Here is an 18,696-nt window from a genome sequence, read left to right on the forward strand (position 1 = left end):
GTGAAGGCATTGCAAGGCGTTGACGGACATGTGGCCTGGGTCGAAGCCGAGCGCCCGACCTGTGACGCAGGCCAGGTGCGTATTCGTGTGGCCGCAGCGGGACTCAACCGCGCCGACCTGCTGCAGATGAAAGGCCTGTACCCGCCGCCGCCCGGCGCGAGCCCCTACATGGGCCTGGAGTGCGCAGGGGTGGTCGAGGAAGTGGGCGCCGGGGCCGACTGGCGCGTGGGCGACCGGGTCTGCGCGCTGTTGGCCAGTGGCGCCATGGCCGAGGAAGTGGTGGTCGATGCCCGCCACGTGCTGCCGGTGCCCGAGGGCTTGAGCCTGCACGAGGCGGCGGCGCTGCCCGAGGTGTATGCCACGGCCTGGCTGAACATCTTCCAGCTGGGCGCGGTGAAGGCCGGCGAGAAGGTGCTGGTGCACGCAGGCGCCAGTGGCGTCGGCTCGGCGGCGATCCAGCTGTGCAAGGCATTCGGCAACCCGGTGTGGGTCAGTGTCGGCTCGCAGGATCGCCTGGCCTATTGCCAGGCGCTGGGGGCTGCCGGTGGCGTGGTGCGCAACGAGAACCTGGACGAGCTGAAGGCGTTCGGGCCGTTCGATGTGATCCTCGACCCGGTGGGCGCCAGCTATGGGCAAATGAACCTCGAATTGCTGGCCCGCGACGGGCGCTGGGTGATCATCGGCCTGATGGGCGGGCGCAAGGTCGAGCTGGACCTGGCGCAGGTGCTGGCCAAGCGGGCACAGGTCACCGGCTCGACCTTGCGTAATCGCACTGATGAATTCAAGGGCGAGCTGCTGCGCGAGCTGGTGCAGCAGGTGTGGCCGTTGTTCGGCGAAGGGCGGCTGTCGCCGCAGTTGGTGGACACCTACCCGGTGGCGTTTGCCGAGGCGGCGTATGCGGAGCTGGCGAGCAACCAGGTGTCGGGCAAGCTGGTGCTGGTGATCGATCCTGGTTTGGCTTGAGATCGCTGGGGCTGTTTTGCAGCCCTTTCGCAGCACGAGGCCGCTCCTACAGGGCGACGCGATTCTGTGTAGGAGCGGCCTTGTGCCGCGAAAGGGGCGCAAAGCGCCCCCGGGATCTCAGCTCCAGCTCAGAATCGGCCACCCATTGACCTCGGCATGCTCACGCAGCACCGGGTCCGGGTTGACCACATGGGGGTGGTCCACCTTCAGCAGCAACGGCAGGTCATTGCGCGAGTCGGAATAGAAGCTCGCCCCTTCCAGGTTCTCCTGCTCCTGGTCCAGCCACTCCAGCAAGCGGGTGATCTTGCCCTCGCGGTAGGTCAGCACCCCATGGGTCTTGCCGGTATACACCCCGTTCACCGCCTCCAGCTCGATCGCCAGGTATTCGTCCACCCCCAGGCGTGCCGCGATCGGCCCGACCAGGTGGGTCCCCGAGGCGGAGATGATCAGGATCCGGTCACCGCGCTTGCGGTGCTCGGCAATGCAGCGGCAGGCGTCGCCATAGATGATCGGCTCGATCACATCCTCGACCCAGGGCTCGACCAGGTGCTCCACCTCCTCGAGGGTGCGCCCGGCGATCGGTTCCAGGCTGAAGGCCATGTACTCCTCCATCTTCAGGTGGCCCTTGCCGTAGGCCTCCATCAGCTCCTGGTCGCGGCGCAGGAATTCCTTGCCGTCCACCCAGCCCAGCTGGGCCATCTGCTTGCTCCACAGCGAGGCGCAGTCGCCGTGGATGAGGGTTTCGTCCAGATCGAAAATTGCCAATGCCATTGCGTTGTTCTCCTAGGCCACTTCTCGTAGCGCCGTGGGGTCGATCGACAAGGATACCCGCTGCCCGTCGGCGTGCAGGTCGGCCGACGAGCGATTGAGCACGTCCACCACCAGCTCCACGCCACGCACCTCTACCCGGTAGCGGATGACGTTGCCCAGTAGGCTGTGGCTGCGTACCTGGGCGTCCAGCTCACCTTCCAGGCGCAGGCTGATGGCTTCCGGGCGAATCGCCAGGCGACTGGCCACGGGGCGCTGCAGCAGGCGGCTGGCGGTGTCCGGCTCGAGCAGGTTGTAGTTACCGATGAAGCCTGCGGCGAACAGGTCCACGGGCGCGGTATAGAGGGTTTCGGCATCGCCGCTCTGGACGATGCGACCCTGGTTCATCAGGAAGATGCGGTCAGACATCGTCAGCGCTTCCTCCTGGTCATGGGTGACGAAGATGGTGGTCAGGCCCAGCTCGCGCTGGATGGCGCGGATCTGTTCGCGCAGGTGCTTGCGGATGCGTGCATCCAGGGCCGACAGCGGCTCGTCGAGCAGCAGCAGGCGCGGGCGGGTCACCAGTGAGCGCGCCAGGGCCACGCGCTGGCATTGCCCGCCCGACAGCTGGTGCGGGTAGCGCCCGGCGAAGCTGGAAAGCTCCACCAGTTCCAGGGCCTCGCGCACCCGCACCAGGCTCTCGTCGGCCTGGGTCTTCTGCATGCGCAGGCCGAAGGCGACGTTCTGCTCCACGGTCATGTTGGGAAACAGCGCATAGCTCTGGAACACCATGCCGATGCCGCGTTTCTGCGGGCTGAGCGGCACCAGGTCCTGGCCGTCGAGCAGGATGCGGCCGCTGTCCACCGGGGTCAGCCCGGCGATGCAGCGCAGCAGAGTTGACTTGCCGCAACCGGAAGGGCCGAGCAGGGTGACGAACTCGCCGCGTTCGATCTGGCAGTCGATGTCATGGAACACCGGGCTGCCGGCGTAGCTTTTGTGCAGTTTCTGTACGCTGACGAAGCTCATGTCAGGATTTGTCCTTGTTCAGGCGATTGGCGACCCAGGTCAGCACCAGCACGAAGGCGAAGTAGGAGATTACCAGTGCGCTGTTGAAATGGCCGCTGCTGTTGCGCATGTTGTTCAGGTAGACCTGCAAGGTCTCATAGCGGGTCCCCACCAGCAGGTTGGCGAATACGAACTCGCCGAACAGGAACGAGAACGACAGCAGCAACGCCACCATCAGGCCCTTGCGCAGGTTCGGCAGCACCACCAGCAAGGCCGCCTGCCAGGTGCTGGCGCCCAGCAGTTGGGCGGCGTCCATCAGGTCGCGCAGGTTGATCGCCTGCAGGTTGTTGGTGATGGCCCGGTACATGAACGGCAAGGCGATGGTGAAGTAGCAGCCGATGAGGATCCATGGTGTGCCGACCATGGCCATCGGCCCGCTGCCGTACAGCTGCAGCAGGCCCACCGAAGACACCACCGGCGGCACGGCGAAGGGCAGCAGGATGAGGATGTTCATCAGCGCATCCAGGCGCGGGAAGTGGTAGTGCACCACGAACAACAGCGGCAGGATCAGCACCACCGACAGCACCAGCGCGCCGACGCATACCAGCAGTGACTGGCCGAAGGCCGCCAGGAAGCGCGGTTCGCTCCATAGCGCCAGGTACCATTTGAAGGTCAGGCCGCTGGGCAGCAGGCTCGCCGACCAGCTGGTGGCCAGGGAATAGAGCAAGGTGCCGGCCAACGGCAGCAGCAGGATGATGAACAGCAGGTACACCACCACCCGGTGGTAGAGGTTGCCGCGAGGTTCAGCGCGCATGGTAGCTCCTCTTGAGCAGCCATTGATGGACCACCGTGACCAACGTCATCAACCCCACCAGCACCATCGCCAGGGCGCTGGCCAGGTTCGGGTCGAGGGTGATGTCGCCGGCCACCAGGGCGGCGATGCGGATCGGCAGCACGTTGAAGTTGCCGGTGGTCAGGGCATAGACCGTGGCATAGGCGCCCAGGGCGTTGGCCAGCAGGATGACGAAGGTGCCCAGCAGGGCAGGGGCCAGCACCGGCAGGCCGATGTGCCGCCAGTACTGCCAGTGGTTGGCACCCAGCAGTGCCGCGGACTCGCGCCAGTCTTCACGCAGGGCGTCGAAGGCCGGGTAGAGCAGCAGCACACCGAGGGGGATCTGGAAGTAGGTGTACACCAGGATCAGACCGCTCCTGGAGTAGATGCTGAAGTCTTCCAACAGGCCGGCCTGCTTGAGCAGCAAGGTCAGCGCGCCGTTGAAGCCCAGCAGGATGATGAAGGCGAACGCCAGCGGTACCCCGGCGAAGTTGCTGGTCATGTTGGCGAAGGCGCTGACGAAGTCGCGCAGGCGCGAGTCCACCTGGCGCAGGGAGTAGGCGCCGAGGGTGGCGATGACGATGCCGAACAGGCTCGACCAGAAGCTGATCTCCAGGCTGCGCTGCAGCGCCTGCAGGTAGAACTTGGAGGCGAACACCTTGTTGAAGTTGGCCAGCCCCCAGCCGCTTTCGCTCTGCAGGCTGTTGATGGCCACCCAGGCCAGCGGGGCGATCTGGAACACGATGAAGAACAGGGCGAACGGCAGCAGGCAGAGCAGGGCCAGGTAGCGGCCGCGAGGGCGGGTATTCACTTGAGCAGCTCCCGGCAGACCGGCTTGTCGTGGGCTGCGCCCAGCAGTTCGCAGATCGTGCCGCACAGCTCGGTCTGCAAGGGTTTGGCTGCAGGGTCGAGGCTGAACGCCTCGCCGAACACGAACAACGGCACTTCACGCTCCTCGGGCAGCAGGCCGTTGTGCGAGCGGTCGTTGTTCATGCCATGGTCAGCGGTCACCAGCACCTGGTAGCCCTCTTCGAGCCAGCGTGGCAGGTAGTCGGCCAGGAGGATGTCGACGCTGCGCGCGGTGTTGCGGTACTGACTGCTGTCCAGGCCATGGCGATGGCCGGCGTCATCGATGTTCATCGGGTGCACGAGCAGGAAGTTCGGAGCATGGCGACGGCGCAGGTACTCGGCGTCGGCCAGCAGGTGCGAGTCGGGGTAGTGGTCGGCGTAGTAGAACAGCCCGTGCTGGATGGGCAGCTTCGGCGCATGGGTATGACGGTCACGTAGCGGGTCGAAGGGCGAGCGGTTGTACAGCTCGCTGATCCAGTGGTAGGCCGCCGCCGCGGTGCCCAGGCCCGCTTCGCGGGCGTAGTGGAACACGCTGCGTTGGTTGGACAGGCGGCTGACGTTGTTGTGCACGATGCCGCTGTCGATAGGGGCCACGCCGGTGAGGATGCATTCGTACAGGGGCCGCGACAGCGACGGCAGCTCGCATTCGATGCGGTACAGCGCGGCGCGGTCAGCCTCGACATAGGCGTGCAGGTGGCCCATGGCATGGTGGGCGACCTGGTGGTTGAGGCCGTCGAGCAGGACCAGGATGACGTTGTGGTTCATAAGCGCTCCGCAGGGGGGGCGACGCCCCCTGTGGGAGCGGGCTTGCCCCGCGATGGCGTCAGTCGTGCAGACGCGGTTGTCTGACCTGACGCCATCGCGGGGCAAGCCCGCTCCCACAGGGCGTGAGTCGCCTCATTCCATCTCGATGATCACTTGCTCCTGCCACATCTGCGGCAGTTTCTTGGAGGTCGCTTCCCAGGCCTCGGCATTCTTGATCGGCTGCGCCGCGCTGTATTGCTCGTTGGGCAGCAGCTTGGCCTGCACCTCGGCCGGCAGCTTCAGGTGCTCGGCGCGAATCGGTCGGGCATGGCCGATGGCCAGGTTGGTCTGGCCGGCGTCGCTGAAGATGTATTCACGGGTGAGCTTGGCGGCGTTGGGATGCTTGGCGTACTTGTTGATGATGGTGGTGTAGCCGGAGATCACCGAACCGTCGGAGGGGATCAGCACCTCGAAGCGCTTGGGATCGATCTGCTCGCGGTAGCTCAGGCCATTGAAGTCCCAGACCACGCCGACCTCCACTTCGCCCTTCTCGAGGGTCTGGATGGTCGGGTTGGCCAGCGACAGGCGCTTGTCCTGGGCCAGCTTGGTGAACAGCTGCAGGCCCGGCTCGATGTTGCTTTCGTCCCCTTTATAGGCGATGGCGGCGGCCAGTACGCCGTTGGCAGCCTGGGCGGCGGTACCGACGTCACCGATGGCGACCTTGTACGTGCCTTTTTCCAGGTCGTGCCAGGTTTTCGGGCGCTCGCCTTCCTTGACCAGATCCTTGTTGATGATGAAGGCGATGGTGCCGGTATAGGCCAGGGCCCAGTGGCCGTCCTGGTCCTTGGCCCAGGCGGGCACCTGGTCCCAGGTGCTTGGCTTGTAGGGCTGGGTCACGCCCTTGGTCACGGCGATGGGGCCGAAGGCGGCGCCCACATCGCCGATGTCGGCGCTGGCGTTGCTCTTCTCGGCGTCGAACTTGGCGATTTCCTGGGCAGAGCTCATGTCGGTGTCGCTGTGCTTGAGGCCGTACTTGCTGGCCAGGTCCGCCCAGGTACCTTTCCAGTTGGCCCAGGCATCGGGCATGCCCACGCTGTTGATCACACCTTCCTTGCGGGCGGCCTCTTCCAGGGCCTTGAGGTCGGTACCGGCGGCCATGGCCGCAGTGCACAGGGCGATGGTCGAGCCGAGCAGTGACGCCATGAAGAACGTTTTCATCCGAAGCTCCTTTGGTAGGGCCTTGCAGTGTTGTGATGTGAGGAAACCCATGCTTGCGAACGTGTGGTCTAGGTCAGCAAACCTCGAGCCAAGGTAGGCCGGTTGCGTGACAGTTTGATGTAAGGCCTGGGCGTGAAAATGCGCTCCGGGGCCCTGGCACTACAGCGTAGACCAGATCCCAGGCCTTGAATTCCGGGGCCTGGGCCTGTCCTGCCAGGAGCGGGACGAGGGCTTTGTCACAGGATGTTCATGGGCTGTGCCTAGGCTTGCGCTAATCTCCAATGGCCCTGTTCTGGGGCTGGACTAGTCCAGATAGGTAACCTTCGATGCAATCGACGCCACCGCGCGCGGTAACAGCCATCTGCCATGCGTTGCAGGAGCAGATCGAACACGGCCTGCTGGCCCCGGGGGGTAAGCTGCCGGCCGAGCGCAAGTTGAGCGAGGTGTTCGATACCACGCGTATCACCTTGCGCGAGGCGCTGGTACAGCTGGAGGCGCAGGGGTTGATCTACCGGGAGGAGCGCCGGGGCTGGTTCGTGGCGCCCGAGCGGCTGACCTACGACCTGGTCGAGCGCAGCCATTTCCATGCCATGGTGCGTGCCCAGGGGCGGGAGCCGGGCACCGAGCTGTTGTCGGCGCGGTTGCAGCCGGCGCCGGCGGCGATCTGTGCGCGGCTGGGGTTGACGGCGCTTTCGAGCGTGGTGCGTATCTGCCGCTTGCGGCGCATCGATGGGCGGGCGGTGCTGTATGCCGAGCACTACCTCAACCCGCGGTATTTCCCCGGCATCCTGGACCAGGACCTGGGGCAGTCGCTGACCGAGATCTATGCCCGTGAGTTCGGCATCCGCTACGGGCGGGTGTGCTTCGAGATCCTGCCCACGGCCTTGCCGGGGGCGGCTGCGGCGGCGCTGAAGGTTTCAGCGGGCAGTGCGGGGTTGCACGTCACGCGGGTCAACAGCGACCAGCATGGGCATGTGATCGATTGCGACCTGGAGTATTGGCGGCATGATGCGATTCGCATCCGGGCAGAGGTGGGGTAGGGGCGCGAAGCGGCCCTAGCTGGCAGCCCCGCCAGCCTCGCTCATGCCACCCCCGCCGGCTGTCACCACCTGCACCGACAACCGCGGCGTCGCCAGGTCCAGCCCCGCCTCATCCAGCTGCCGCTTCAAGGCCAGGTTGAACGCCCGCGACACCTCCCACTGCTTGATCGGCGCCGTCTTGAACCGCGCCCGCAGGATCGCCGACCCCGACTCGAAACTCTCCACCCCCTGCAGCTCCAGCGGCGACCAGATATTGCGCCGCATCAGCGGGTCGTTGCGCAGCTTCTGCCCCACCTCGCGGATCAACGTGATGGCCTGGTCGATGTTCATGCTGTGCGGGATCGCCACGCGAAAGATCGCGTAGCCGAACTCGCGCGAGTAGTTCTTGATGCTCTTGATCTCGCTGAACGGAATGGTATGCACGATGCCGTCGATATCCCGCAGGCGCACGGTACGGATGGTCAGGCCCTCTACCGTGCCCAGGTGGCCACCGACATCCACGTAGTCGTCGATGGCCAGGGAGTCCTCGATGATGATGAACAACCCCGTGATCAGGTCCGCCACCAGTGACTGGGCACCGAAGCCGATGGCGAGGCCGATGACACCGGCACCGGCCAGCAACGGGGTGACGTTCATGCCCATGTTGGCCAGGGCGACGATCACCGCGATGATGAAGATCGCCACGAACATCACGTTGCGGATCAACGGCATCATCGTCTGCGCGCGGGCATTGGCCAGGCCTCGGCGCGAGCGCACCAGAGCATGGTGCACGGCGGTGTCGGCCAGGATCCAGACCAGCCAGGCAGCGATCAAGGTCCCGGCCAGGCCCAGCACGCGCACGCTGACTTCATGCCCGCTGCCCTCGGCGAAATTGATCATCGACAGCCCCCAGACCCGCAGGCCCAGTTCGATGAATACCAGCCAGATGAACAGGTGCACCAGCGCATAGGCAAAGTTGCGCAGGCGCTCGGCGTAGACCTCCTGGCGCCGGTTGGCCCGCCTGGGGTTGGCGGCGTGGCGGCGCACCAGGCCGTTGAGCACCATGCACACCACCACCAGCACCGTGCACATCAGCGACTGGCGCAGGGCTGTGCTGGTGTCGCCGGCGGACACGAAGGTGGCGAACAGTGAGATCGCTACCAGGATCAACGCCGGCACGAACCAGAAGCTGCCGAGGATCTCGATGGTGTCGCTCAGGGTGCGGCGGGTCAGGCGGCGCGACAGGGGCTGGTTGCGGATCAGATGGGCGATGGGGCGGCGGAAGCGCAGGATGAACAGGCCCGTGCATATTGCCGCCACCACATTGGCCAGGGTCGCCAGGGCGTGGGCCAGGTGGCTGCCCAGGGCGGTGGTCATGCGCGGGTCGCTCATCGCCTCGCCGAACGCGGCGAAGCTGCCGATCAACCACAGCGGGCGGAACGCCTGGCGCCGCAGGATGTGCAAGGCCTGGTGGCGATGGGGGCCGTCGAGCAGGGAGAAGGCGATCACGCAGATCGCCGAGAACAGCGTGCCCACCACCAGCGCATAGGCCAGCACCATGGCCAGCGATTTGCCCAGCGAGGAGGGCAGGGCGAAGCTCAGGTAAACGGTGAATACCAAGGCGACCAGCCATGGCCCCAACTTGCGCAAGGCGAAGCGCACCAGGTCCCAGGTCCGTGGGTGCTGCGGCAGCTCTTCGCTCAGGCCGAAGCGCAGGCGCACGCGGTGGCCGATCCAGTTGAAGGTGTAGGCCAGCAGGCTCCAGACCGCGATGATCGCAGCAAAGCCGAACAGGATCGCCGGCCATTGATGCACCGGCACCACCAAGGCCGCCAGTTCGTCCTGGGCCTGGTCGATCTCCATCGACCAACGCCGGAACGGGCTGGCCTCACCGCTGAACTGCTTCTCCAGGTCATGCAGGGCACCGCCGATCAGGCCCAGTACGCCTTGTTCGGCGCTGGGCTGCGACTGTTTGGTGGCATCGCGCAGTTTCTTCAGGTCGTTGAGCAACTGGGTGCGCTGCTGGTCGTTCTCCAGGTTCTTGATCACCTCGTCCAGCGACTGGCCCAAGGGTTGCGTCGCTTCCGGTTGCGCAGGCTTGCCCGCACCGAGCAGGCCGGGCAGGCCGGCGGCCTGGGCGGGAGCGATGAAGAAAAACAGCAGCAGGGCAAGGCAACGCAGGAGGGCAGGCACCGAAAATCTACCTCAGGGCAAACGATTGCCGCAGTGTAGAGGATTTTTCAGGCCAGTTTCGCGAGGATCTTCCAGCACATGATGCCGAAGATGCCGAGGGTGCCGATCCACATCATCAGCACGCCGACATTGCGTTCGCGCAGGCTGAAGCCGATGGTCAACAGCAGCAGGCCGATGAACACCGGCAGGAACAGGGAAAGGAACGGCGACATGAACAGGCATCCTTCTACATGATGTCAATGTAGTAAGCATAGCGGGTTGAGCAGCCGTGGGCATTGATCCGGGTTAGGTGTTGTCCCCATCGCCGGCAAGCCGGCTTCCACCGGGATTACGCCGCTCTCAAGACTTGCGAAATCCCTGTGGGAGCCGGCTTGCCGGCGATCGGGCGGTGTGGTTTCAGGGCAACTCGCGGCTGCGATAGAACGCGGTCAACACCTTCACCAGGTGCGCCAGGTCGTGGCTGCCGCACAGTTCGCGAATCGAATGCATGGCGAAGGTCGGCAGGCCGATGTCGACGGTGCGCACGCCCAGGTGGCTGGCGGTGATCGGGCCGATGGTCGAGCCGCAGCCCATGTCGCTGCGTACCACGAAGCTTTGCACCGGCACTTCCTCGGCCATGCACAGGTGGCGGAAGAACCCGGCGGTCTCGCTGTTGGTGGCGTAGCGCTGGTTGTTGTTGACCTTGATCACGGGCCCGGCGTTGAGCTTGGGCCCATGGTTGCCGTCATGCTTGTCGGCGTAGTTGGGGTGCACGCCGTGGGCGTTGTCGGCCGACACCAGCAGCGAGCGCTGGAGGGTGCGCACGTAGTCGTCGCCGTCGGGCAGCAGGCGTTGCAGGGTTTGTTCGAGCATCGGGCCATCGGCGCCGCAGGCCGAGCAGGAACCGACTTCCTCGTGGTCGTTGCATACCAGCACGCAGGTCTCATCGCTGTCGGCGGCCAGCAGCGCCTGCAGGCCGGCGTAGCACGACAGCAGGTTGTCCAGGCGGGCACCGGCGATGAAGTCGCCGTTCAGGCCGACCAGTGCGGCGTCCTGGGTGTCATAGAAGCTCAGCTCATAGTCCAGCACCACGTCGGCGTTGAGGTCGTGCTCGCGGGCCAGCTGCTCGGTGAGCAGGGCGCGGAAGTCGACGCGCTCGTCACCGGCAACCTGGGCCAGGATCGGCGGCAGCTCGGTCTGCGGGTTGATTGCCCAGCCTTCGTTGGCGGTGCGGTTGAGGTGGATGGCCAGGTTGGGGATCACCGCGATCGGCAGCTTGAAGTCCACCAGCTGGCTCTCGACCTTGCCGTCGCGGCGGAAGGTGACCCGGCCGGCCAGGGACAGGTCGCGGTCGAACCAGGGGGCGAGCAGGGCGCCGCCATAGACTTCGACGCCCAACTGCAGGAAACCATGGCGCTGCAGTTCTGGCTGTGGCTTGACCCGCAGGCAAGGGCTGTCGGTATGGGCGCCGACCATGCGGATGCCGCCGATCAGGGGCGATTGCCTGCCCAGCTTGATGGCGATGATCGAGGAGTCGTTGCGGGTGACGTAGTAGCGGCCACCGGGCACCGTGGCCCAGCTGTCGCGTTCGTCCAGGCGCTGGTAGCCGGCGGCCTCCAGGCGCTGGGCGAGGCTCGCGGTGGCATGGAAGGGCGTCGGGGAAGCCTTGAGGAAATCGATCAGGCCAGCATTCAGGGAATCGCGCATAACTCACTCCAGACAGCAGTGGCGCGAGTTTAGCGCAGTTGGACGGCAAATTGGGCTGACACAGGGGGCACGCGCCTCAGAACGGCGCCGGGCACTCGAACTTCAGGCGCTCCCCGGACACCGGGTGGGTAAAGCTCAGCATCGAGGCATGCAGGCACAGCCGCTCATGGGCCGCCAGCGCCTCGGGGTTGGCGTACAGCCGGTCGCCCAGCAGCGGGTGGCCGATCGACAACATGTGCACGCGCAACTGGTGCGAGCGACCGGTGATCGGGGTCAGCTCCACCCGGCAATGGTCGGCGCAACGCTCGAGCACGCGCCAGAAGGTCAGGGCATGCTTGCCGTGCTCATGGTCCACCACATGGCGCGGCTTGGTCGGCGGGTCGTAGCGCAAGGGCAGGTCGATGCTGCCGCTGTCCAAGGCCGGCTGGCCCCAGCACAGGGCGGTGTAGGCCTTCTCGGTCTCGCGGTCATGGAACTGGCGCGACAGCTCGCGATGGCTGTCGGCATCGCGGGCCAGCAGGATGATGCCGGAGGTCTCCCAGTCCAGGCGATGGACGATCAGGGCATCGGGGTAGCCGTTTTCCTGCAGGCGGGTGATCAGGCAGTCCTTGTTGTCCTCGGCGCGGCCCGGCACCGACAGCAGCAGGGTGGGCTTGTTGACCACCAGGACGGCGGCATCCTCGAAGAGGATCTGGATGTTCGACAACGGCATTATGGTGTGTTCTCAAAAAACACTGTGGGAGCGGGCTCGTCCCGCGATTGCGTCAGCCGGGGCTTGCACAATCGCGGGACAAGCCCGCTCCCACAGAGGTGGTCCGAGAGGACCGGATCAGCGATCAGGCAGGGTGATGTTCAGCTCCAGGATGGAGCAGCTACCCTGGTTCTCGAGTTCGATATGCACGTCGTCGCTGCCGATGTTCACATACTTGCGGATCACTTCCAGCAGCTCTTTCTGCAGGGCAGGCAGGTAATCCGGTTCGCTGCGCTGGCCGCGTTCGTGCGCCACGATGATCTGTAGACGCTCTTTCGCTACCGACGCGCTGCTTTGTTTCTGTCTGCCACGAAAGAAGTCAAAAAGGTTCATGGTTTACTTGCCTCCAAACAGGCGCGCGAAGAATCCTTGCTTCTGCACATCGATGAACCGCAGTGGCTTCTCTTTGCCCAGCAGGCGGTCGACGGTGTCGCTGTACGCCTGGCCGGCATCGCTCTGGTCGTCGAGGATGACCGGGATGCCCTGGTTGGAGGCCTTGAGCACGGCCTGGGATTCGGGAATCACACCCTTGAGCTTGATCGCCAGGATCTCTTCGACGTCGGCGATGCTGAGCATCTCGCCTTTCTCGACGCGCTCGGGGTGATAGCGGGTGATCAGCAGGTGTTCCTTGATCGGCTCCTCGCCGTTCTCGGAGCGGCGCGACTTGCTCGACAGGATGCCCAGCATGCGGTCGGAGTCACGGACCGAGGACACTTCCGGGTTGGTCACGACGATGGCCTCGTCGGCGAAGTACATCGCCAGGTGGGCGCCTTTCTCGATACCGGCCGGGGAGTCGCAGATGACGAAGTCGAAGGTTTCCTTGAGCTCCATCAGCACCTTCTCGACGCCTTCCTGGGTCAGGGCGTCCTTGTCGCGGGTCTGGCTGGCGGCCAGCACGAACAGGTTCTCCAGGCGCTTGTCCTTGATCAGGGCCTGCTGCAGGTTGGCCTCGCCGTTGACCACATTGACGAAGTCGTACACCACGCGACGCTCGCAGCCCATGATCAGGTCGAGGTTACGCAGGCCGACGTCGAAGTCGACGATGACAGTCTTGTAGCCGCGCAGAGCGAGGCCGGTACCGATGGCGGCGCTGGTGGTGGTCTTGCCCACACCCCCCTTGCCGGAAGTAACCACGAGAATCTTGGCCAAGGTGTTTCACCCCTAAATAAATGGGACAGCGGTCCCTGCAAATACGAAAAACGGCAACAAGAAAAAAGTTGCGCTAAAAATGCCGGCAAGTATCCGTTAAAGACGGGTGATGTTCAACACATCGCCAGACAGGCTGATCTGCACGCCAGCCCCCCATAGCGGGTCGCGACGCAGGTCCTCGCAGACCTTGTACTGGCCGGCGATGGATACCATCTCCGCGGTCATCTGCTGGCAGAAGATGCGCGCCCGGGTATTGCCCTTGATGCCCGCCAGTGCGCGGCCACGCATGGCGCCGTACACATGGATGTTGCCATCGGCGAGAAGTTCCGCACCCGGGCTGACCGAGGCGGTCACCACCAGGTCGCCGCCCTGGGCGTAGATCTGCTGGCCGCCGCGCACCGGCGCGGTGATGATGCGGGTTGGGCGCACTTCGGGTTCGGCCGGCGTCGGTGGCGGCGCAGGGGCGGGTTCGGGCTTCTTCACCTCGGGCTCCGGTTCCAGCGGCCGCTCACGGGCACCGGAGGGGGGCAGCACCGGCAGGTCGATGGCGATCGCCGCGGCGATGTCCTCGATGCGGCTGGCGCGCACGGCCAGGGTGCGCAGGCCATGGTGGCGGCAAACGCGCATCAGCCCGGCTAGGTCAATGGCGCCGCCGTCGGCCGACAGCTTGTCCAGCGCCAGTACCAACGGCGTATTGCTGAAGAAATTGGGGGCCTGGGCCACTTTCGCCGCCAGTTGCAGGTCGAGGGCTTCGAGGTCGTTGCGCGCCAGTTCCAGCACGGTGATGGCAAGCATGCTGCCTTTGAGCTGGAATACGGGGGCGGTGTCGGAGGTCTGGTTGAGGCTCATGGTCTGCATAGACGGCTTGTTGCGAAAAAAGTGCCCTGACTTATAACGATAAGACCCGTTGGCCGCAACCGCGGGCGAACCGATGTAGAATGCCCACCTTTGTCTTTCCGGAAGCTTCAATGGAACGCCCGCGTTTTCGACTTTATTTCCTTCACCCTCGGTTCTGGGGCCTGTGGCTGGGCCTGGGCCTGCTGTGGCTGGTGTCGCAGCTGCCGTACCGTGCGTTGCTGTGCCTGGGCCGTGCCCTGGGCGCGCTGATGTACCGGGTCGCCGGTGAACGTCGGCGCATCGCCGCGCGTAATCTGGAGCTGTGTTTCCCCGAGCTTTCCGGCGACGAACGGCAGCGCCTGCTCAAGGAAAACTTCGCCTCCACTGGCATCGCCTTCTTCGAAATGGCCATGAGCTGGTGGTGGCCCAAGCCACGCCTGGCGCGCCTGGCTCACATCGAGGGCCTGGAGCACCTGCAGGCCGCCCAGCGCGAAGGCCAGGGTGCGATCCTCATGGCCGTGCACTTCACCACCCTGGAGATCGGCGCTGCACTGCTGGGCCAGGCCCATACCATCGACGGCATGTACCGTGAGCATGGCAACCCATTGTTCGACTACATCCAGCGCCGTGGTCGCGAGCGTCACAACCTCGACTCGCTGGCCGTGGAGCGTGACGACGTGCGCGGGATGCTCAAGCTGCTGCGCGGCGGTCGGGCGATCTGGTACGCCCCGGACCAGGACTACGGGGCCAAGCAGAGCCTGTTCGTGCCGCTGTTCGGCATCCCGGCGGCGACCGTCACCGCCACCACCAAGTTCGCCCGCCTGGGCAAGGCCCGGGTGATCCCCTTCACCCAGAAGCGCCTGGAGGATGGCAGCGGCTATCGTCTGGTGGTCCATCCGCCGCTCGAGGACTTCCCGGGCGAGACCGAAGAGGCCGACTGCCTGCGCATCAACCAATGGGTGGAGAGCGTGTTGCGCGAATGCCCCGAGCAATATCTGTGGGCGCACCGCCGCTTCAAGTCGCGCCCGCCAGGAGAGCCGCGGTTGTATGACAAGAAAAAGCGCTGACAGGTGATTCGTCTGCCTTGCCCCTATCGCCGGCAAGCCGGCTTCCACAGAAGCCTGGTTAAAACCCGTGGGAGCCGGCTTGCCGGCGATAGGGCCAGGGCAGGCAGCGCATCCCTTCCAGGAGAACTTCATGGCTCCACCCCGCACCACCGGCCTGATACTCTCCGGCGGCGGCGCCCGGGCCGCCTACCAGGTAGGTGTACTGGCGGGCATCGCCGAGCTGTTGCCGCCGGGTGCAGCCAACCCGTTCCCGGTGATCGTCGGCACCTCCGCCGGCGCAATCAATGCTGTCACCCTGGCCAGCGGCGCCACGCGTTTCACCGAGGCGGTGCAGCGCCTGACCACCTTCTGGCAGCACTTTCGCAGCCACCTGGTATTGCGCAGCGACTGGCCGGGGGTGATCCGCCAGGCCAGCCGTTTCGTCAGTCACAACCTGCTGGGCGTTGGCGGCCAGGTGCCGGTGGCGCTGCTGGACAGCAGCCCGCTGCGCACCCTCCTGCAGTCGCACCTGGACCTGGACGGCATTGCCCACTCCCTGGCGGCCGAGCAGTTGCGTGCGGTGGCCATCACCGCCTTCGGCTATGAGTCGGGCCAGGCGGTAACGTTCTACCAAGGGCGCGGTGCCATCGAGCCCTGGCTGCGTCATCGGCGCATTGGCGTGCCCACTTCGTTGACCATCGACCATCTGCTGGCCAGCTCGGCGATCCCGCTGCTGTTCGCCCCGGTCAAGCTCGACGAGGAGTACTTCGGCGACGGTGCGGTGCGCCAATCGGCACCGATCAGCCCGGCGCTGCATCTGGGAGCCAGCCGGGTGCTGGTGGTCGGCGTCAGCGGCAACCCCCAGCGGCCGTCGGCACCCATGCCGACCCAGCGCGTCTTCAGTGGCCAGCAGCCGAGCCTTGCGCAGATCGGCGCGCACATGCTCAACAGCACCTTCATCGATAGCCTGGAAGACGACATCGAGCTGCTCCAGCGGCTCAACCACCTGAGCCACCTGATCCCTGCGCACCTGGATGCCCGGCGCCTGGGGCTGGCGCCGATCGAGGTGCTGGTGGTGGCGCCTAGCCAACCGCTGGACGAAATCGCCGCCCGCCACCGGCGCGAACTGCCGGCGGCGCTGCGCGTGTTCCTGCGCGGCCCGGGCGCCACCCGCACCAGCGGGGCAGGGGTGCTCAGCTACCTGCTGTTCGAAGCCAGCTATTGCAGCGAGCTGATCGAGCTGGGACGCAAGGATGCCTTGGCCAAGCGACGGGAGTTGTGCCAGTTCCTGGGATTATGAGGGTGTTTTCGCGGGCCCAATCGCCGGCAAGCCGGCTCCCACAGGGATCGCGCACATTGCAAGACAGATGCTCCCACCTGCCCGGCACGGTTTTCACAGGCACCGCCGAGCCTGTGGGAGCCGGCTTGCCGGCGATTGGGGCGTAGGGCGGCCCCGTCACTCGGCAATCTGCAGCTTGCGCGCCTGGGTATACACGTACCGCACCTTCTCGTACTCGAACGGCGAATTGAGCTGCCCATAACGGAAGTTGGTGCTGTAGCGCTTGTCCACTGCCCGCAGCACGGTGATCTCCGGGTGATCGCTGCTGGCCTCGGCCACGTTGAGGAAGTTCGCCTCGCGTTCGCCCACGTAGTCCACCGCCAGCCCAGCGGTATCGCGCAGGTTCGAAGGCCCAAGGATCGGCAGCATGATGTACGGCCCATCGGGCACGCCGTAGAAGCCCAGGGTCTGGCCGAAGTCCTCGCTCTGGCGTGGTAGGCCCATCTTGGTCGCCGGGTCCCACAAACCGCCCACGCCGATGATGGTGTTGAACATCAGGCGGGCGGTGATCTCTGCCGAACGCTTGGCCTTGAGCTGCAGGATACTGTTGAACAAGTTGGGCACGTCGCCCAGGTTGTTGAAGAAGTTGGTCACCCCAGTGCGCACGAAGCGCGGGGTGACGTAGCGGTAGCCGTCGACCACTGGCAGCATCACCCATTGGTCGAAGCGGTAGTTGAAGTGGTAGATGCGCCGGTTCATCGACTCCAGCGGGTCGTACACGTTCAGGGCGGTGAGCGTCGAGCGCTCGAACTCGCGCTGGTCCAGCCCGGGGTTGAATTTCAGCTCGCGCAACGGGTCGAGAAAACCGTCGGCTTCGGCCGTAGGTGCGGGCTTGTCGGCTTCGACCACGCTGGTGCGTGGCGCGGTTTCGGCCGCCAGGGCATTGCCGGCGGCGAGCAGGGCGGTGACGAGCAGCAGTTTGTTAACCACGGAAGAACTCCAGCATCGCGTCGCTGTTGACGCGGTAGTTGAGGTTGCCGCAATGGCCGCCATGGGGATACAGGGTCAGGCGATCGCCGAACACCTTGCGCAGGAAGCCGATGTCGCCAGGGCCGAGGATCACATCGTCGGCGTTGTGCATCACGGCGACCTTCGGACTCTCGCGCAGGTAGTCGGCCAGGGCGTACAGGCTGACCTGGTCGATCAACTGCAGCACGCTGCCACCGTCGGTGCGGGCGCGCCACATGGGGATCACCTGCTCGGTGATGTAGCACTCGAAGTCGCATTGCAGGGCGCGCTTGAAGAACGGCGTGAGGCTGCTGCCTTCGGTGATCGGGTACTTGGGTGGGGTGATCAGGCCACGGTTGTTGACCAGGTCCGAGGTGAAGGCGATGTCGGCCGCCGAGAAGCGGAACGAGGTGCCGATGAGCATGGCCATCTGTTCGTTGGACAGGTGCTGGCGCGACTTCTGGAAGTCATAAAGCAACGCCTCGTTGAGGTCGATGTAGCCCTTCTGCTGGAAGTACAGGGTCAGTTTTTCCAGCATCAGTTCGTAGAACGTGGTGCTGTGGTCGATGCCCTTCACGCGGGTCTGCACCAGTTTGTCCAGGTTGCTGACCGAGGTGTAGAGGTTGACCGGCGGGTTGAGCAGCAGCACACGCTTGAAGTTGAAGCTGCGCCGGGTTTCGTCCAGGTGGCTGACGAAGGCGGCATCGAGGGCGCCGAGGCTGTAGCCGGTGAGGTGGAACTCGCTGACCGGCAGGCGTGGGTGCTGGGCGCGCACGGCCTGCATCACCCGGTACAGGTCCTCGGCATCGTCCTGGGTGATGCCGGGGGTGGCGAAGCGCGAGGCGGCGCTCATGAAGTCCCAGCTGGTGGGCGAGGACAACTGCACCACATGGAAGCCCGCCTGGTAGAACAGCTTCTTCAGGTATTCGTTGATGGTGCTGGAGTAAGGGGCTCCGGTGCCGGCGATGATGAAGATCAGCGGAGCCTCGTGGTCTTGGTAGGCCAGGCGGTACTTGAGTTTCTTCACCGGCCAGAAGTTATCGGGCAGGGTGAAGGCCCGCTCCGGGCGCAGGTTGAGGCTGTAGTCGGACTGGCTGATGTCCTCGTCGCTGGGCAGGGTAGGGCGCTGCTCCGGCGGCGTGGTGGCGATGGTCGCCTCGAACGGGTTGGTCAGCGGGTAGCCGTAGCTCGCGGCGTCAATATCCTGCGCCGAAGCGGCCGCAGCCAGGAGCAGGCCACCGAACAGGGCAGCGAGGCGCAAGGGTCGAAGCATGGGATCCCCCAAAAAGTACATAAGGCAAAGCGCTATCTAGGACCATGGTTGGCCCGGCAAAGTTGCCTGGCACCCCACTGTTTGTTGCACAAGATAG

Annotated in this window: 19 protein-coding genes; 4 read left to right on the forward strand and 15 right to left on the reverse strand. The window is 65.1% G+C overall.

Annotated elements, in window-relative coordinates; all coding sequences use genetic code 11:
- Positions 1 to 963, forward strand: coding sequence for an NAD(P)H-quinone oxidoreductase (locus AC1MHZ_RS18125; protein ID WP_324818191.1), 963 nt, complete (start codon positions 1 to 3; stop codon positions 961 to 963).
- A 117-nt stretch (positions 964 to 1,080) separates the two neighbouring features.
- Here the strand turns inward: AC1MHZ_RS18125 and AC1MHZ_RS18130 are convergent, their stop codons facing one another.
- From AC1MHZ_RS18130 to AC1MHZ_RS18155, 6 genes are all read right to left on the reverse strand, one after another.
- Positions 1,081 to 1,734, reverse strand: a complete 654-nt coding sequence (locus tag AC1MHZ_RS18130; protein ID WP_084854865.1) for an HAD family hydrolase — start codon at positions 1,732 to 1,734, stop codon at positions 1,081 to 1,083.
- A gap of 12 nt (positions 1,735 to 1,746) precedes the next feature.
- Complete coding sequence (locus tag AC1MHZ_RS18135; protein ID WP_324818195.1) at positions 1,747 to 2,736, reverse strand: ABC transporter ATP-binding protein; 990 nt, start codon at positions 2,734 to 2,736, stop codon at positions 1,747 to 1,749.
- 1 nt (position 2,737) lies between these two features.
- Entirely contained in the window at positions 2,738 to 3,529 is a 792-nt protein-coding gene (locus tag AC1MHZ_RS18140; RefSeq protein WP_084854867.1) for an ABC transporter permease, read from the reverse strand.
- Positions 3,519 to 4,358: an ABC transporter permease gene (locus AC1MHZ_RS18145; protein WP_482966747.1), complete on the reverse strand. Its 840-nt coding sequence runs from the start codon at positions 4,356 to 4,358 to the stop codon at positions 3,519 to 3,521. The genes AC1MHZ_RS18140 and AC1MHZ_RS18145 overlap by 11 nt, the downstream gene beginning before the upstream one ends.
- Positions 4,355 to 5,161 carry an alkaline phosphatase family protein gene (locus AC1MHZ_RS18150; protein ID WP_084854869.1) on the reverse strand — a complete coding sequence of 269 codons (807 nt, stop codon included), beginning with the start codon at positions 5,159 to 5,161 and terminating at the stop codon, positions 4,355 to 4,357. The genes AC1MHZ_RS18145 and AC1MHZ_RS18150 overlap by 4 nt, the downstream gene beginning before the upstream one ends.
- A 132-nt stretch (positions 5,162 to 5,293) precedes the next feature.
- Entirely contained in the window at positions 5,294 to 6,358 is a 1,065-nt protein-coding gene (locus AC1MHZ_RS18155; protein WP_084854870.1) for an ABC transporter substrate-binding protein, read from the reverse strand.
- A gap of 326 nt (positions 6,359 to 6,684) precedes the next feature.
- On the opposite strand from AC1MHZ_RS18155, the gene AC1MHZ_RS18160 reads away from it, so the two are divergent.
- Positions 6,685 to 7,398: a UTRA domain-containing protein gene (locus AC1MHZ_RS18160; protein ID WP_465001810.1), complete on the forward strand. Its 714-nt coding sequence runs from the start codon at positions 6,685 to 6,687 to the stop codon at positions 7,396 to 7,398.
- Between the two features lie 15 nt (positions 7,399 to 7,413).
- Here AC1MHZ_RS18160 and AC1MHZ_RS18165 read toward each other — a convergent pair whose 3' ends face one another.
- The 7 genes from AC1MHZ_RS18165 to minC form a co-directional block, all read right to left on the reverse strand.
- Positions 7,414 to 9,570: a mechanosensitive ion channel family protein gene (locus AC1MHZ_RS18165; protein WP_368829860.1), complete on the reverse strand. Its 2,157-nt coding sequence runs from the start codon at positions 9,568 to 9,570 to the stop codon at positions 7,414 to 7,416.
- Between the two features lie 47 nt (positions 9,571 to 9,617).
- Positions 9,618 to 9,782, reverse strand: coding sequence for a hypothetical protein (locus tag AC1MHZ_RS18170; protein WP_172402951.1), 165 nt, complete (start codon positions 9,780 to 9,782; stop codon positions 9,618 to 9,620).
- A 184-nt stretch (positions 9,783 to 9,966) separates the two neighbouring features.
- Positions 9,967 to 11,256, reverse strand: a complete 1,290-nt coding sequence (locus tag AC1MHZ_RS18175; RefSeq protein WP_084854873.1) for a M18 family aminopeptidase — start codon at positions 11,254 to 11,256, stop codon at positions 9,967 to 9,969.
- Between the two features lie 76 nt (positions 11,257 to 11,332).
- A complete protein-coding gene (locus AC1MHZ_RS18180; protein WP_084854874.1) occupies positions 11,333 to 11,968 on the reverse strand; it encodes an RluA family pseudouridine synthase in 636 nt (211 codons plus the stop codon).
- A 117-nt stretch (positions 11,969 to 12,085) separates the two neighbouring features.
- Positions 12,086 to 12,340, reverse strand: a complete 255-nt coding sequence (minE, locus tag AC1MHZ_RS18185; protein ID WP_043206650.1) for a cell division topological specificity factor MinE — start codon at positions 12,338 to 12,340, stop codon at positions 12,086 to 12,088.
- 3 nt (positions 12,341 to 12,343) lie between these two features.
- Entirely contained in the window at positions 12,344 to 13,156 is an 813-nt protein-coding gene (gene minD / locus AC1MHZ_RS18190) for a septum site-determining protein MinD (protein WP_084854875.1), read from the reverse strand.
- A gap of 96 nt (positions 13,157 to 13,252) precedes the next feature.
- Positions 13,253 to 14,014: a septum site-determining protein MinC gene (gene minC, locus AC1MHZ_RS18195; protein WP_084854876.1), complete on the reverse strand. Its 762-nt coding sequence runs from the start codon at positions 14,012 to 14,014 to the stop codon at positions 13,253 to 13,255.
- A gap of 110 nt (positions 14,015 to 14,124) precedes the next feature.
- Here minC and AC1MHZ_RS18200 point away from each other — a divergent pair, with 110 nt between their 5' ends.
- Both AC1MHZ_RS18200 and AC1MHZ_RS18205 read left to right on the forward strand, forming a co-directional pair.
- Complete coding sequence (locus tag AC1MHZ_RS18200; RefSeq protein ID WP_084854877.1) at positions 14,125 to 15,060, forward strand: lipid A biosynthesis lauroyl acyltransferase; 936 nt, start codon at positions 14,125 to 14,127, stop codon at positions 15,058 to 15,060.
- 130 nt (positions 15,061 to 15,190) lie between these two features.
- The gene (locus AC1MHZ_RS18205; RefSeq protein ID WP_084854878.1) at positions 15,191 to 16,339 is read left to right on the forward strand and encodes a patatin-like phospholipase family protein; all 1,149 of its coding nucleotides are present in this window, start codon (positions 15,191 to 15,193) and stop codon (positions 16,337 to 16,339) included.
- Positions 16,340 to 16,495: 156 nt separating this feature from the next.
- On the opposite strand, the gene AC1MHZ_RS18210 is transcribed toward AC1MHZ_RS18205, so the two are convergent.
- The gene (locus AC1MHZ_RS18210) at positions 16,496 to 17,308 is read right to left on the reverse strand and encodes an MlaA family lipoprotein (RefSeq protein ID WP_143515163.1); all 813 of its coding nucleotides are present in this window, start codon (positions 17,306 to 17,308) and stop codon (positions 16,496 to 16,498) included.
- The gene (locus tag AC1MHZ_RS18215) at positions 17,301 to 18,599 is read right to left on the reverse strand and encodes an alpha/beta fold hydrolase family protein (protein WP_084854880.1); all 1,299 of its coding nucleotides are present in this window, start codon (positions 18,597 to 18,599) and stop codon (positions 17,301 to 17,303) included. The genes AC1MHZ_RS18210 and AC1MHZ_RS18215 overlap by 8 nt, the downstream gene beginning before the upstream one ends.
- Positions 18,600 to 18,696 lie beyond the last annotated feature (97 nt).

The sequence above is a fragment of the Pseudomonas sp. FA-1 genome (assembly GCF_056856075.1).